14 protein-coding genes are annotated in these 15,252 nt (G+C 67.4%); 9 read left to right on the top strand and 5 right to left on the bottom strand.

All coding sequences use genetic code 11. The features are described from left to right. The first annotated feature begins 1,119 nt into the window (after window positions 1-1,119). The gene (locus tag NI2_RS33835; RefSeq protein ID WP_133733824.1) at window positions 1,120-2,151 is read left to right on the top strand and encodes a hypothetical protein; all 1,032 of its coding nucleotides are present in this window, start codon (window positions 1,120-1,122) and stop codon (window positions 2,149-2,151) included. A 244-nt stretch (window positions 2,152-2,395) separates the two neighbouring features. Here the strand turns inward: NI2_RS33835 and NI2_RS15740 are convergent, their stop codons facing one another. The 3 genes from NI2_RS15740 to NI2_RS15730 form a co-directional block, all read right to left on the bottom strand. Beyond that, a complete protein-coding gene (locus NI2_RS15740) occupies window positions 2,396-3,466 on the bottom strand; it encodes a hypothetical protein (protein WP_067491446.1) in 1,071 nt (356 codons plus the stop codon). Window positions 3,467-3,552: 86 nt separating this feature from the next. After that, window positions 3,553-5,121 (bottom strand): serine/threonine-protein kinase, encoded by a 1,569-nt coding sequence (locus NI2_RS15735; RefSeq protein ID WP_084476449.1) that lies wholly within the window; start codon window positions 5,119-5,121, stop codon window positions 3,553-3,555. Between the two features lie 61 nt (window positions 5,122-5,182). After that, window positions 5,183-7,114: an N-6 DNA methylase gene (locus NI2_RS15730; RefSeq protein ID WP_067491444.1), complete on the bottom strand. Its 1,932-nt coding sequence runs from the start codon at window positions 7,112-7,114 to the stop codon at window positions 5,183-5,185. Between the two features lie 323 nt (window positions 7,115-7,437). Between NI2_RS15730 and NI2_RS15725 the strand changes: the two genes are divergently transcribed. The 3 genes from NI2_RS15725 to NI2_RS15715 all read left to right on the top strand — a co-directional run bounded on the left by NI2_RS15725 (window position 7,438) and on the right by NI2_RS15715 (window position 9,042). Further along, complete coding sequence (locus NI2_RS15725) at window positions 7,438-8,025, top strand: DUF4352 domain-containing protein (RefSeq protein WP_243749730.1); 588 nt, start codon at window positions 7,438-7,440, stop codon at window positions 8,023-8,025. A 73-nt stretch (window positions 8,026-8,098) separates the two neighbouring features. Beyond that, window positions 8,099-8,542: a MarR family winged helix-turn-helix transcriptional regulator gene (locus tag NI2_RS15720; RefSeq protein ID WP_067491704.1), complete on the top strand. Its 444-nt coding sequence runs from the start codon at window positions 8,099-8,101 to the stop codon at window positions 8,540-8,542. A 62-nt stretch (window positions 8,543-8,604) separates the two neighbouring features. Continuing rightward, entirely contained in the window at window positions 8,605-9,042 is a 438-nt protein-coding gene (locus NI2_RS15715) for a hypothetical protein (RefSeq protein ID WP_067491442.1), read from the top strand. Here NI2_RS15715 and NI2_RS15710 read toward each other — a convergent pair. Both NI2_RS15710 and NI2_RS15705 read right to left on the bottom strand, forming a co-directional pair. Continuing rightward, window positions 9,017-9,715: a type 1 glutamine amidotransferase domain-containing protein gene (locus NI2_RS15710; protein WP_067491702.1), complete on the bottom strand. Its 699-nt coding sequence runs from the start codon at window positions 9,713-9,715 to the stop codon at window positions 9,017-9,019. The genes NI2_RS15715 and NI2_RS15710 overlap by 26 nt on opposite strands. A gap of 29 nt (window positions 9,716-9,744) precedes the next feature. Next, window positions 9,745-10,080: an ArsR/SmtB family transcription factor gene (locus NI2_RS15705; protein WP_067491441.1), complete on the bottom strand. Its 336-nt coding sequence runs from the start codon at window positions 10,078-10,080 to the stop codon at window positions 9,745-9,747. An 81-nt stretch (window positions 10,081-10,161) separates the two neighbouring features. Here NI2_RS15705 and NI2_RS15700 point away from each other — a divergent pair, with 81 nt between their 5' ends. From NI2_RS15700 to NI2_RS15680, 5 genes are read left to right on the top strand one after another with little or no spacing between them, the layout of a single operon-like run. Further along, a complete protein-coding gene (locus tag NI2_RS15700) occupies window positions 10,162-11,745 on the top strand; it encodes an ABC transporter substrate-binding protein (protein WP_067491696.1) in 1,584 nt (527 codons plus the stop codon). Window positions 11,746-11,765: 20 nt separating this feature from the next. Beyond that, window positions 11,766-12,719, top strand: a complete 954-nt coding sequence (locus NI2_RS15695; protein WP_084476465.1) for an ABC transporter permease — start codon at window positions 11,766-11,768, stop codon at window positions 12,717-12,719. Next, window positions 12,712-13,542, top strand: a complete 831-nt coding sequence (locus tag NI2_RS15690) for an ABC transporter permease (protein WP_067491439.1) — start codon at window positions 12,712-12,714, stop codon at window positions 13,540-13,542. Before NI2_RS15695 ends, NI2_RS15690 begins: the two co-directional genes overlap by 8 nt. Beyond that, on the top strand, window positions 13,539-14,606 hold the full coding sequence (locus tag NI2_RS15685; protein ID WP_067491437.1) for an ATP-binding cassette domain-containing protein: 1,068 nt from the start codon (window positions 13,539-13,541) through the stop codon (window positions 14,604-14,606). The genes NI2_RS15690 and NI2_RS15685 overlap by 4 nt, the downstream gene beginning before the upstream one ends. Continuing rightward, on the top strand, window positions 14,593-15,234 hold the full coding sequence (locus NI2_RS15680) for an ABC transporter ATP-binding protein (RefSeq protein WP_067491700.1): 642 nt from the start codon (window positions 14,593-14,595) through the stop codon (window positions 15,232-15,234). The genes NI2_RS15685 and NI2_RS15680 overlap by 14 nt, the downstream gene beginning before the upstream one ends. Window positions 15,235-15,252: the final 18 nt, after the last annotated feature.

Genomic DNA, 15,252 nt, shown 5'->3' with positions numbered 1-15,252 from the left:
TCTGGTATTTCATCGCGACCGCCGCGAACATCTACACACAGCCGTCATTATGCCGCTGCCCTCCGGCAGCTTTCGCGGATCAAGACAGTGGGGTGGTAGCGGCCGTTCGGGTTCGGTTGTGAGGAGGTGGCGTGGTCGAGGCTGGACGACCGGACGAAGACCCTGAGCGGGGTCGCTCGCGAAGATGTCGGTGACGCACAGCTTCAGCGTGTCGAAACGCTCTCAGAAGCAACCGATCTGCGTCATCGGACAGATCCCTGAACTCCTCGTGATAGAAGGTAGGACCCATGTGCCGACTTCAGATGCGGCAGACGGTACTCGTTGCCGGATGCCACCAATTGTCTCGACTACACCGATGAGATTCGCGAAAACGATCTCCGGTTCGAGGGCCGGCCCTAGGATGAATGCCGTCTTGGTTGTTCATCGACCATTGGAGGGGAGACGTCGTCACGATGCCCGGACGCATCTATCTGGCCACAGTTCTAGCTCTCGCGACACTCTTCTGCTCGGCATGCCTAAATTCTCGACCCGACGGCGTCGTACTACCCCCGCTTGTTGCCGGCTCCAGCGGCGGGGACAACATGCCGGGCCCCGTCTGCGTCCGCGATTACGGCGTCGATTCAATCGTCGACTGCCTAACAAAGGTCGCTTCGGATCAATGCGGCTATGCGTGTCTCGACCTCAGGACCGAACCTGTTGATCCTTCTCTAACGAAGTGCGACTTTGTACGCATGGAGCCCGGGTACACCGGGGATATCATCCCGCCCGGGTCTGTCGTAACAATTTACACCGGCACCCGCGAACTATGTGATATCGAACTTCCGGCAATGGCCACTATTTCTAACTACAGCCGCGGAGAGTTGACCGGCCACCCTTGTCCAGGGTATATCGTCGCGGAGTTGGTCAACTGCGTTGAACAATACCTCATAGCTCGATGTGGCCATGTTTGCCTCAACCTACAGGTGGAATATTCCGATTCGGCAATCTCCCGATGCGGGGTGAGGCGTACCGAGCCGTCCAGCCTGGGGGGCGTAAAGGTAGCACGTGGCTCGGTATTGACAATTATCGCAGGCATTCAAGAACCGTGTACCTAGAGGTAGCAGCTGAACAGGAACATTCGTGACGCACACCAGCCCCGCGCCGCAAAGTCACAGCGAAGAGCCAGTTTCCGGTTCGTCGCACCTCATTTCCATCGTAACCGAGTTCGTAGCCCCCGCAAGCCTGACAGTCGCTCTACTATTCTACTTCGGCTGGGCGCGCGCATTCTCATTCTATGATTTCTTCGGAATCCCACTGAGCGTACTTCCATTTTCTCAGCAAGAGCTATTCATACGAAGCGTCGACGCCCTCTACATTCCGCTGGGGCTCGCATGTTTGGTTGGCCTGCTGCTCACATGGGCCAGATCCATCGATCGCAATCGGGTAGAAGCGATACTACCATTATTCGTTCTCCAAGGTATATATTTAATCGCGCTTGCGATCCCGAACCATGCCCGGGCGCGCATCAAGAGCACCACCAAGAACATAGTAGTAATTTCGTTCACCGTTGCAGCAATTCTGCTGATCGTCAATGCCGCTGCAGGCTTGCTGGACCAACCTACTCCGATCAATCAGGCAATGATTGCTGCCGCACCCCTCTCTCTGATTGTAGGAGTAACGGTACTATCGCGCTTGGTTCGGACAATGCCGAGCACGTCGTCAAACCATTCGCAGCCACAAATGATCCGCACGGTTGAATCGGTACTTCTTTTTGTAGTCATCGGACTAGGGGCATTCTGGGCAGTGGACGACTACGCTGAGGCAGTGGGCCGGGCTCGCGCGAACCAGACTGCGACGGCTCTGCGCGATCGTCCGCAGGTAGTCATCCACACCGACAACCCCCTCCGGCTCGCCGCGCTAGGAAGTCCAGCGTCAGGAGTCCGCGAATCCGTCTGCGCGCCCCCGCCCGGGGACAAAGATCTCAAGACTTCCTACCGATACGAGGGCCTCGTCCTCCTGGTTCAGGTCGGCGACCAGCTGGTGCTCGTCCCTCGAACGTGGACCCCCGCTGACGGCACCGCAGTGGTCGTCCCCAAAGGAGGCAGCGGGGCGACACGATTCGAGTTCACTATGTCCATTCGAGATCGCAGCCTTCCCTCCGCCTCCTGTTAGTTCTCGAAGCTCGGGGCGTGATTGTCCAATTTCGTTCCGCCACAATCAGCACCACCGCTACTCGACGCTGCGTCACTTGCCGCCGGTCGAGTACGCAGCCCGCTGCAGCCACCCCTATCACTGTGGCCTGCAGCACTAACTGAAAAGGACTGAATCAACTCGGACGCTGGTACTCCATCGGGGCCGCCGCGCACCTCTACTCACAGCCGCCGCTATCCCGCCACTGCCCGACAGGCTTCGCGGATCAAGACAGCGGACGGTAGCGGCCGTCGGGGTCGGTGGTGAGTCTGCCGCGGCGGGTGGCGAGGGTGAGGGCGGCTTCGATGCGGTCTTCGGCGATGCCGGTGCGTTCGTGGGCGAACTGGGTGAGGGTGGACCAGACGAGGTCGTCGAAGGTGGGGCGGTTGTGCTGGGCCACATGGGTTATCGCGTTCGCGATCTCCTCGCCGCAGATCGTCTCGATGGGGCGGGTGGTGCCGGGTGGGGTGAAGCGGAAGCCGCGCCAGGTGCCGGGGTCCACGTTCGACGACCAGACGAAGACGCCGTGTGGGGTCGCGCGCACCAGTTCCTCGGGGACCTGACCGAGCACGCAGATCTGTTGTTTCTCGGAGGGTTTCGGCACGCCGAACCGTTGGGCCACCAGCATCACCAGGCGGCCGCGTTCGATCGGGCCCTCGATGGCGATGAGCTCGCGGACCGCGTCACGCACCCGGACGGGGATGGTCGCGGCACTGTCGCGGTCGAGGTCGACGGGCGAACCGAGCACGCTGGTCGGTGCGCTCGCGTAGGGAATTCCGGTTGGCAGCCAGTGGTGGATGCTCCGGGTGCTCGTGACCCACTCGGGCGTCTGGGCGACGGTCGCGGCGATCGGCGCCGAAGGCGGGGTGTAGGCGGCGTGCAGGAGCGGTTTCGGCGGCGTGACCGGAGGTTCGGGCCCGACGAGTGGCTGTGCGTCGGGTGCGTGGCCTGCCGGTGGCGACCCGAAATAGGAGGGACCCGAGGCGACCGGGCCGACGTGCGAGTGGCCGGGGCCTACCTGCGCGGAACCCGAGCCGCCCGCATACGGGACGCCCGCAGGCGGGGTGTGCCAGGTTTGCCTAGGGTAGCCGCGCCTTTTATGACGGTCGCCTATGACGAGCTGCCAGATCGACACTCCCGCGAGCGCGCACCCCGAGCCGAAGAACACCACGGCCAGGGTGATCTCGAACGGGCTGTCGTTGCCGATTCCGGTGAAGTACCCGACGCTGCCGAGCAGCACCCCGAAGGCCCCGGCCAGCAGCCCGACGACCCACCCGATTCTGCCGACCCACTGCACGGCACGATCTCCACTTCCGACGGCCGACACCGTCCCCTGTCAGCGATGCGAGCAGCTTACTCCGCCGGGATTGCCCCGGACGCACCTCAGCAGCGGAGTTCGGCCGCCAGCGCTTCGATCTTCCGGCGCATCGGGTCGTCGGGTGGCCGTAGCACCGCGAGGTCGTCCCGTAACCGGGCGACGAACCTCGCAGCCCGGGCGTGGTCGCCCGCGGCGGGCAGGTGCTCGGCGAGCGCGATCCGGACCAGCAGCGCGTCGTCACCGAATTCGTTGTCTGCCGAACGTATTTCACCGAGCATCCGGTACAGCTCGTCGACCGCGGCCGCGGCGGTGAGCTCGCCGAGCGCGGCGCGGCAACCGATCGCGGCTACCCGCGCCCGCCTGCCCCTGGTGCCGGTCGGCTCCTCGATCGCTTCGACCCGCTGCCACTGCGCCAGCGCCCGGCGTTGTTCACCGGAGTGCTCGAGCGCGGTGGCGATATCGCGGTGCAGGTCGCCCAGCTGCGGGCTGCCGGGCCCGAAGCGTTGTTCGGCCTGGTCGACGACGCCGAGTAGCACGTCGGCCGCCTGCGCGGCCCGGCCGAGCGCGAACAGTTCGCGATACCGCGCGGCGGCCTCGGACAGACCAGCGACGGCGGGCAGCTCATGGGAAGGCTTGGGCGGCAGCGGTTCCACCACGATGTCGGCGGGCGGATTGGGTCGGCGGAAGAGCCGCGTCGGGTCGGGATGGGTCCGCGAGGCGGGTTCCTCCGGTGCGCCCGGCGCGGGCAGGAACGGCAGCAGCCGCTCGTAGACGAGTTGCGCGCTCGACGGTCGCTGCGCCGGATCCTTGGCCCACAGCTCGAGGACGAGCTGTTCGATCGGGGCGGGCACATCCCGGCGCAGCGTGCGCAGCGGTGTCGGCGGGTCGGACAGGTGCCGGTTGTGGGTGTCGAACTCCGACCGAGCCTCGAAAACCCTTCGTCCACTGAATATCTCGTGCATCACGCAGCCGAGCGCGTACAGGTCGGCGCGTGGACCCGCCTCCTGCCCGTTCACCAGCTCGGGCGGCATGTAGGCGGCGGTGCCGAGAACCGATCCGGTCCTGGTGATCCGACCGGTGCTCCCGTCGAGCAGTGCCGCGATCCCGAAGTCGATCACCTTCACCGTGCCGTCCTGTGCGACAACGATATTGGCCGGTTTCAGGTCCCGGTGTACCACTGGCAGCACATGGGCATACGACAGCACCGTCGCGATCTGCGCGGCGATCGCGACGGCCCAGCCGACCGGCAGTTCACCGATCTCGGCCAGATAGTCCCGCAGCGTCACGCCGTCGATGTGCTCCATCACCAGGTACACGCTGTCGGCGTGCGCGTCGAGCACGGCGTCGAACACCTGGGGCACGCCGTGATGCCTGATCCGGGCCGTCACCCTGGCCTCACGGCGGAACCGGGCGACGAACTCGTCGACAAGATCGGCACGGGACGCGAACTGGCGCACCGCGATCCGCTTCACGGCGACCGGCCGGTCGAGCACCGTGTCGTAGCCGGCCAGCACCTCCCCCATCCCACCGACGCCGAGCACCCCGGTGATCTCGTACCGCCCGTCGACGATCTCGCCCACCACTACCCCCAGCTCGATACCGGTACCGGACGCCAGCACGATACTGCCCGGCACCGATCGGCACCGCCTCGACTACTCCGCCGAGCCGGTAGCGATGTCGTCGGCGGCTCCTCGGCTACTTCGCCGGTGGCTCGAGTGCGCCCGCCGTCAGGCCGGTGGCGATGAGGTCCGCGGCGGTGCGCGCGGCGTCGGCTGTGGTGCGGGCGCTCACCCGGAGTTGGTGCAGCCGGCGGAATACCGCGCCGTAGCGTTGCTGTTCGGCGATCGGCAGCAGCGGGATGCGCAGGCGTGCGGGATCGAGGCGGATGGTGGTGGTGCCGAACATGGCGGCCGCGTTGTCGGGGCTGCCGATGAAGCCCGCGAAGAACCAGGGATCCACGCGGGCGGGATCGGTGCGGAAGACGAGCACGCCCGGCCCGGGAACAGCACCGATATCGGCACCCTCGGCCACCCGGGCGCCCTGGGCGGCCCCGTGGTCGTCGCGCAGCCGCGACACCAGGACATCGCCTTCTTCGATCGGCTCCCCCACCGGCGACCCGGGCGTCGTGATGCCCGACGGGTTGCGGCTGCCGAGCAGGTCGTGGCCCGTGAGCACCGGACGCGCGTCGTCGGCGGGGGCCGGGTCGGTGGTCGCGGTGACGATCCGCACCGCCTTACCGGCGATCAGGTTGCCGACCGCCACGTAACGCCAGTCCGTGCCGGGGGCCGAATCCCATTCGCGTACAGCCTCGGCCACCGCTCGCAGCTCGCCGAGGTGGTCGCCGAGCGCACCGATCGCGGTGTGCGCGGCGGCCGAGGCGTTGCCCGGGTCGACCGCCGCGCGCACCTGACGGGCGGGCGTCAGATCCACATCGTCGTCGAGGACGTCCATCACCCGAACCACGGCGGTGACATCGGGAACGGTCGCGGCCTGCGCGTCACCGGCGTCGAACGCACGCCAGGACTCGACCACCGTGGTCGCCAGGTGCTGCCAGTCCGGTTGGTCCCCGCGATTCGGCAGGCGAGTGGTGTCGGCGAACAGCAACGTGTCACCGGGACTACCGACACCGGGGCGGCGCAGCACCCACAGTTGCAGCCCGACCTGACGCGGAGTCGACGCGCCTGGCGGCAGCGCGATCACCGCGCGCAGCGCACCGGCCCGCAACAGTTCCATACGGATCCGCCGGCCCGAGGAGCGTGCCGCGACGGCGGGCGGTAGGAGAAGCACCGCGGTCGCGCCCGGGCGCAGGTGGGCGAGGGCGTGCTGTGCCCAGGCGAGTTCGGATTCGCCGCGCGGGGGCACCGAATACACCCAGCGCGGGTCGAGCGCGAGTTCATCGGCACCCCAATCACGTTGCGAATAGGGCGGGTTCGAGATGACCGCATCGAATTCGGCGTCGGGGAAGGCGTCGGCGAGCAGGGCGTCACCGGCGCGGATGTCGGACTTCGCCTGCGGGACGAGGACGCCGAGCGCGGCCGCGGTGCGGCCGGCCTGCACCGGGAGGATGTCCTGCCCGTTCAGCCGGGTCGCGCCGATGCGCGCGGCTTCGAGCAGGAGGGTGCCACCACCGCAGGAGGGGTCGAGGACCGAACTCGGGGTGGGTGAGGTCGCGGCGGCGAGCAGGTCGGCCATGAGGGCCGCCACGGGCTGGTCGGTCGGGTAGACGCCGGTACTCGGCCCGTCGAGGCCACGTTCGGACAGCACCGCGAGCGTCTGGGTGACGCCGACTTCGTCGATCGCCTCGCGGATGGCCTTGCGCACCGGATCGGCGGCTTTCGCACGTTTGTCGGCGACGAATGCCATGAGCGCGACGACCTCGTCGGGGGCGACCTCCGAGCGCAAGAGGGTGCGCAGCCGCTGCACCGGGGAATCGGCGGCGGTGACGCCATGGCCGCGCAACCACTGCTGCACCTCGGCGAGGTCGAACAGCGGCCGTTTCTCCGAGCCTCCCGGCACGGGCGCGGGGAAGTCGGCGTGGCGGCGCCGCCAATTGCTGACGGTCGCACGAGTGACGCCAGCCAACCGCGAGATCTCGGCGGCGGCCACGGTGGGCGTCGAGTCTGGCATGGGTCTCCTCTCGGCCCCCGGCCCTACCGGCCAGGTAGTCAAGGTCAAACATTACATGGATTGGTTACTTATCCGTTCTGTAGTACACATTTCACATTCGTCAAACTTGAAAACATTGTCGTTCTGTTGCCAATGGCGCATGTTCGGTGTAGCGTCCTTCTCAACGGAGCGGCAACCGGCCTGGAACCGCTTCCGAGGCGCAAATCGATTGCGCGGCAACGCATTCACGCTGCGGCATCCAGCCGGGCAACCCCATCCCCATGACGCCGGACAGCCCGTCCCGGCGCGATCACGCCTGACCTTTTCCAAACGAGGAGCCAGCCATGTCCCACCCCCAGCACACCAATCCCAGTGCCCCGCAGCAGCCCTACTACCCGCAGCCGCCGAAGAAGCGCAAGGTCTGGCCGTGGGTGCTCGGCGGCTTCCTGCTCGCGGTTCTGGCCCTCTTCGGCGGCTGCGTGGCCCTCATCGGCGGGGCCGCCAACGAGGTGGCCAAGAGCGAGCAGGCACGGTCGGTGGCCGCCCCCGCGGGCACCGAGGTCCGCGACGGGGAGTTCGCGTTCACGGTGACGCAGGTCGACCCGCCGGTCCGCACGGTCGGCGACAACCCGTACCTGCAGAAGACCGCCCAGGGCGAATTCGTGCTCGTGCACGTCGAGGTGACCAATGTCGGCGATGTCGCCCAGCAGTACTTCGGGGCGAATCAGAAACTGATCGACGCTCAGGGTCGCGAGTTCGCCAACGACACCTCCGCGGAGATCAATGTCAACGACGAGCTCGTCGCCGAGATCAATCCGGGCAACAAGATCTCGATGGTCCTGGTGTTCGACGTGCCGACCGGCACCGACCCGGCGGCGGTCGAATTCCACGACTCGGCCTTTTCCAACGGTGCGCGGGTAGCGCTGAAGTAAGCGATCACCCGCCCTCGGTGCCCGGCGGTATCCGCCGGGCACCGAGCCGTGCGCGTACGGGAAAATGCGGGGTATGACCACTGACGACGGGCGACCCGGACCGCCGATTATGAGCCCGAGCATCCTGGTGATCACCCTGTGCCGGCGGGTGGAGGCGGCGCTGGGAGCGGGGCTGGCGCCGCTGGATCTGACGGTGGCGCGGCTGGGGCTGCTAGGGCATATCAACGGCGTGCCGGGGGCCTCGTTCAGCGAGCTGGCGCGGATGTCGGGGACCAGCGTGCAGAGTGTGCATACCTCGGTGAAGGCGCTGGTCGGGGCAGGGTTGGTGCGGGACCGGACCGCGCGGGCGGGGTCGGCGTCGACCATCGAACTCACCGAAGACGGGGTCCGCCTGCTGGCGGCGGCACGAGAAGTGGTGTCGCAGGTCGATATTCAGCTCTTCGGCCCCGAGGCGGATCCGATCCAGCGACAGGTGGGGGCGGCGATTCTCGAGGCGTTCTCGGGCGCCTCGCCCTAGCACTTTCAACAACTATGAAGGTTGCGCTACCCTTCAAGCATGTTGAAGGCTGGAGGTCGGTAGTGGAACATTTCTTGCTGTCGGTGCATGTGCTCGCGGGCATCGTTTTCGTCGGTGGCTCGGCGGTCGCCACCAGTCTTTTCCCCCGCTACGCACCGATCGCCGCGCCCGAACCCGATTCGGTGCGCAGCCGGTCGGTGGCCGTCGCGATGCACCGCATCACCGGCAACTACGCGAAACTGGCGATCATCGTGCCGGTGGTCGGGATCATCCTGGCCACCATCCAGGGGCGGATGAACGAAATCTGGATCACCTCGGCCATGATCACCACGGCCATCGCGGGCGGCCTGCTCGCGGTGCAGATCCATCCGATGCAACGGCAGGCACTCGTCGAGCCCGACGACGGCAAACGCCTGCGGATGCTGTCGATGCTCGCGGGAATCTACAACCTGCTGTGGACGGCGGTCGTCGTCCTCATGATCGTGCGTCCGGGCGGCTGAGTGCGTCGAGGAAGACAGCGACGAGGTCAGGGGTCGAGGCGGGGTTCTGGCCGGTGTGCAGGCAGCGATCCGATTCCACATGTGGTGCGAAGGGTTCGGCGCAGCGGTAGTCGACACCGAGTTCGGTGAGCCGGTCCTGCAGGAGCCAACGCGCCCGATCGGCCAGCCCGTTGAGGTCTTCCTCGGCATTGCTGAAGGCGGTCACGCGGTAGCCCGCGAAGTCGTCGCCGGTGGCGAGCAGGGCTGCGGGGCCGTGGCTGATCAGCGCCGTCGGCTTGTCCGCGCGGAGGGCCTCGACGAGCAGCGCGGCGGAATCGGCGTCGCCTGCGAGGTCTTCCATCGGCCCGTAGCCGCCGGGGTAGTAGAGGGCGTCGATGTCGGCGGCGGAGATCTCGCCGAGTGCGACGGGCTTTTCGAGAACCGTAGCGCCCCTGATCGTTTCGGCGACTTCTTGCCCTTTGTGGTTGCCGCCGTTGGCATTCGGTGCGAGGCTGCCCAGGTCGACGGGCGGCACCACCCCGCCGGGCGTCGCCACCAGCACCTCGTGTCCCGCCTCGCGGAAGGCCAGGTAGGCGATGGTGAATTCGGCGGCCCAGTAGCCGGTGTAGTGCTTGGCGCCGGTGGTGAGACTCCAGCGGTCGGCACCGGTCATCACGAACAGGATCTTCGCCATCATCGCCTCCCGAGCAGGGCCGATCGACGTCAGGTGTGTTTGGCGCCGATGGTGTGCAGGATCTCGTGGATGATCGGGTCGGCGAGCCGGTTGGTGACCGACCGGCCTTCCCGGCTCGATACGACGCACCCCTCGTGCCGCAGCACGCGTAGCGCCTGGGAGATCGCGTTCTCGGTGCGCCCGATCGCGGCCGCGAGCTCACCCACGCTGATGCCGGGGGTGCGGTGCAGGCAGAGCAGGATCTCCAGCCGGTTGGGGTCCGAGAGCAGGTCGAATCGCTGCGCCCAGGCGCGGATCTCGACATCACCGATCGCGCGCCTGCCGAGCTCGACCGGCGACCCGTCCAGTGTGCGTGGCTCTCCCATAACGCCCTCAGCTTAGTCGCCGGGTTCGCCACCGGACTATCATCTGTCCATCTGTTCAGATAAACAGCTAGGAACATCATGATGCGAATTCGGACCGTCGCGGTTGCCGCGTTCGCGCTGGTACTCACCGCCTGCGGTGCGCCGACCGCCACGACCACCGATTCGCTTGTCCTCGCGGATGCCGCTGAACTGGGCGGATACAACCCGATCGCCGGTTACGGCGCGGCAGGCGAGGCGAAGATCTACGACGGTCTGCTCCGGCTCACCGGTGGTTCCGGGATGCCCGGTTTCGCACCCGCACTGGCCACCGAGTTGCCGACCGCCGAACCTGGCGCCGCCGCGTGGACGGTGCCGCTGCGCACTGGCGTGCGGTTCAGCGACGGAACCACGTTCGACGCGGCCGATGTGGTGGCCACCTATCGTGCGATCCTCGACCCGGCCTCGGCTTCGGAGGTCCGTTCATCGTTCTCGATGATCGAGCGGGTCGAGGCCGTCGATCCCGCCACGGTGCGATTCACGCTGCGGCACCCGTATGCCGCCTTCCCCACCAAGCTGCTCATCGGGATCGTGCCGTCGGAGGCGGTGGCCGAACCGGGACCCGCCACCGAGTCGGCGCTCAACACGAAGCCGGTCGGCACGGGGCCCTATCAGCTGACGAACCTCGAACCGACCCGAGCCGTCTTCGTGGCGAACGAGAACTATTGGGGCGGTGCGCCTGCCGTGAAGCGGCTCACGGTGCTCCACGTCCCCGACGACAACACCCGAGCACAGCGGATGGCGAGCGGCGAGCTGGACGGAACCTCGCTGCCGCCGCTGCTGGCCGCCTCCTTCGCCGATCGCGCGACGATGTCGGTGCACGCCAACACCTCTGCCGATTGGCGCGGTGTCTCCCTGCCCGCCGGTGATCCGGTGGCCGGTGATCCCGCGGTCCGGCTCGCGCTGAATTTCGCCGTGGATCGGCAGGCCATGATCGACAACATCCTCGGCGGATACGGGCGGCCCGCTTACACCCCCGTTCCGGAGGTATACGGCGAATCCCACAACCCCACCGCGACTTTCGCCTTCGACCGGGCGCGTGCCGAACAGATCCTCGACGCGGCGGGCTGGTTGCGTGGTGCGGATGGCGTGCGCGCGAAACAGGGCGTGCGGGCCCTATTCACGGTGATGTACAACTCCACCGATACCTTGCGCCGTGATCTCGCCATGGCTTTCGCGTCCGATGCTGCCCGGGTCGGTGTGGAGGTCGACCTCGAAGCGTTGTCCTGGGATCGGATCGAACCCCGGATCGAACGGGCGGGCATTCTGCTCGGCGGCGGCAGCGAGCCCTTCGATCCCGATACGCAGGCCTACAACACCCTGCACACCGTCGATCCGGGCGCGGGCAGCCCGTACGACAATGCGAGCCGCCACTCCGATCCCACGATCGATGCCCTGCTCGAAAAAGCCAGGCGCACCCTCGATCCGGCCGACCGGGCGGCCGCCTACCGTGCGGTGCAGAACCGCTACGCCGAGGACCCGAGCCACGTCTTCCTCGTCCACCTGGATCACACCTATGTGGTGAAGGATTCGGGGTGGACGATGTCGGGACCGGTGCTCGAGCCACACGCGCACGGCGTGACGTGGGGGCCGTGGTGGTCGCTGCAGACCTGGACGCGCGGCTCGTGAGGGGGCGTGGCATCGCGCGGATGACGCGGCGTCGGGTGCTGACGATGATTCCGGTGCTGGTCGCGGTGTCGGCGGCGCTGTTCGCCGCGGCCGCGGTGTCACCGTTCGACCCGCTCGTCGGCTACCTCGGCGACCGCTACGTCACCACCGGCGCCGCCGACCGCGCGGTACTCGCCGAGCAGTTGGGGCTCGACCTGCCCTGGTACCGGCTCTACGCGCAGTGGGCCGCCGACCTGTGCACCGGCGACCTCGGGGTGTCGCGCAGCTTCGCCCAGCCGGTGGGTGAGCTTCTCGCCCAGCGGATTCCGTGGACGATGCTGTTGGTGACGGTCGCCATGACGTTGGCGGTCGCGGTGTCGCTCGTGGCCGGAGTGGTCGCGGGGATGCGTCGCGGTGGCCTGCTCGACCGTGTGGTGAGTGCCGTCTGCGTCGCCCTGCAAGGGCTGCCGCCGTTCGTGGTGTCGCTGGTCCTGATCGGGGTGTTCGCGGTGGGGCTCGGGTGGTTGCCGCCTGCCGGTCTCACCGACGCGGGCGCCGAGGTCGATGCGGCGCAGGTCGCGCGGCACCTGGTGTTGCCCGCCGCCGCCCTGGCTGTCTCGCAGCTGCCGTGGTTGTTGCTCGCGGTGCGGGAAACGGTGGCCGCCAATCGCGGTGAGGACTTCGTGGTGGGCGCGGTGACGCGCGGCATCGACACCGCGACCATCACCCGCCGCCACATCCTGCCTTCCTCGCTGGCCCCGTTCGTCACGATCCTCGGTGCGCGACTGCCCGAAGTGGTGGTCGGTGCGGTGCTGGTGGAGGAGATCTTCTCCTGGCCGGGGGTGGCGGGCGCCTTCGTGCGATCGGCGAAAGACCTGGATATGGCGTTGCTGGCCACACTGACAGTCGCGACGACCGGTGCGGTGCTACTCGGTTCGCTGCTCGCCGACATCGCGGTGGTACTGCTGGATCCCCGGGTGCGGGCCGATGGGTGAGCGTGCTCGGCGACGGCTGGTCGTCGCGGTCGCGGTGCTGGTCGCCGTGTTGATCTACGCGCTGGTCGTGCCGTGGCTCGGTGGTGTCGACAACCGGCTCACCGATTTCGCCCAGGCCCGGCAGGCGCCGTCGGCGCAGTGGTGGTTCGGTACCGATGCGGCGGGACGGTCGCTGTTCGTGCGGATCGCGGCGGCGCTGCGCACCTCGCTGGTGGTCGCGGTGTGCGCGGCGGCGGTGTCGACGGTGCTCGGCGTGCTGGTCGGTGCGGTATCGGCGCTGGTAGGCGGGCGGGTCGACCGGGTACTGATGCGGTTCGCCGACACCGCCAATGCCCTGCCGCATCTGCTGCTGGGCATCGTGATCGTCGCGCTGTTCCGGGGCAATACCGTGGCCGTGGTGTTGTCCATCGGGCTCACGCATTGGGTTCAGGTGGCGCGGATCGTGCGGGCGGAGAGCCTGAGCCTGCGTGAACGCGACTATGTGGCTGCCGCAGTGCTGGCCGGTGCCGGACGCACCCATCTGTTCACCCGGCACCTGTTGCCCGCCGTGACACCGCAAGCGTTGATCGCGGTGGTTCTGCTTCTGCCACACGCGATTTGGCATGAATCGACGCTGTCGTTCCTCGGGTTCGGGTTGCCGCCGCACGAACCGAGCCTCGGCACGCTGTTGGAGGAGGCGCGGGGTTCGCTGTTACTCGGCGGGTGGTGGACATTGGTGTTCCCGGCGGGATTCCTGGTGGTGACGACCATTGCGGTCGCTGTGGCCGGGTCGTCGCTCCGGGGGATTCTGTTGCCGCCCGCATTTTCCCGGATGCCGCGATGAACGGGGTCGGCGTAAGCCCCTGTGAGGGACTGCGGATCAATGGGCTGACGGTGCGGATCCCCGTGCGACGTGGCGTCGTGCATGCGGTGAGTGAGGTGTCGCTCGAGGTTGCGGCAGGCACGGTCACGGCGCTCGTCGGTGAATCCGGTTGCGGGAAGTCGCTTGTCGCGAGTGCGGTGATGGGGGTCTTGCCGCAGGCGGCGGTGGTGAGTGGGTCTGTTCAACTCGAACTTCGTGGTCGGATCGTGCACATCGTCGGTGACCGCGTCGGATCGCGCTCGCCGGCGAGCGCTGGAACTGAACCTCGCCCTTCAGAATTCGACAGCGATCAACCGATTCCGGGGACTGCGGAGCAACTCCGCACAGATAAGGGCAAAGGCAGCGCATCCCGTTGGTCGGCGCGTCGTCGCCAGGTCGAGCCGTACCGTGGTCGTCATATCGCATTGGTCCCTCAGTCCGCGAGCACACATTTCACGCCGGTTCGCACGATCGGCTCGCAGCTCGCGGAAACTGTTGCGGCGCTGGGAACCTTGCATACACCGGCAGACCTGCTGCGCCGAGCCGGGCTCGAACGCACAGCGCTGGACCTCTATCCGCACCAACTGTCCGGCGGAATGGCCCAGCGGGCGGCGGTCGCGGCGGCGTTGGCCGGCGATCCGGCGGTGATCGTCGCCGACGAACCGACGGCCGGGCTGGACCGCGATCACACCGATCGGATCGGCGCCCTGCTGCGTGAGTGCGCCGACGCGGGTGCGGCCGTCCTGCTCATCACCCACGATCTGAGTCACCTGCTGCGGGCGGGGATCGCCGACACGGTGGCGATCATGTACGCCTCGCGGTTGATGGAGGTGGGGCCCGCGGCCGAGGTGTTCGCGGATCCGTGGCACGACTACACGCGCGATCTGCTCGCCGCGCTGCCGGAGAACGGTCTGCACCCACTCCCCCATCCACCACGGGAGCTGACGAATCTGTCCGCCATCTGCCCCTACGCGGGTGGGCCTACTGCGCTGGTCCCGCAGCGGCAACGCATGATTCGGAAAGGTGTCGACGGTGCTCATCGCTGATTCGATCACTGTCGGCTACGGCAGCCCCGTACTCGACGACGTGACGCTGACGATCTCGCCCGGTGAGATCGTCGGACTCGGCGGCGAATCCGGTTCGGGCAAAACAACTCTCGCTGCCACCTTGGCAGGTCTGCGCACACCCGATGCGGGACGGGTCACAGTCGACGGCGTACCACCCCGACGCGCACGCGGCACCACAGCCATGGTCTTCCAATCCCCGCGCGCCGCGACCAATCCCCACTTCACCGTGGCACAGATCATCGCCGAACCCGCCCGAATCCACCGCCGCCCCATCGATATCCCCGCCCTGGCGACCACCGTCGGCCTCACCCCCGACCTCCTCGACCGCCGCCCCCACACCCTCAGCGAAGGCCAACTCCAACGCGCCTGCCTGGCCCGCGCCCTCGCCCAGAGCCCGCGCTACCTACTCCTCGACGAACCGACCGCCATGCTCGACGCGGCGACAACCGCCGCCGTCATCCGCCTGGTCGTCCAGCACGCCACTACCCTCGGCGTCCTCCTCATCAGCCACGACCCCGCCCTCCTCGAGGTGGCATGCACCCGCGTGCACACCCTGCACAAGGGCACAATTTCTCCACAACTCCCTGAGGTGGGACGTAGTGGTTAAGATACCGAACTGCCGACG

It is taken from the genome of Nocardia ignorata NBRC 108230 (assembly GCF_001612905.1).
Classification (GTDB): Bacteria; Actinomycetota; Actinomycetes; order Mycobacteriales; family Mycobacteriaceae; genus Nocardia; species Nocardia ignorata.
This window is presented reverse-complemented; position numbering and strand designations above follow the sequence as displayed.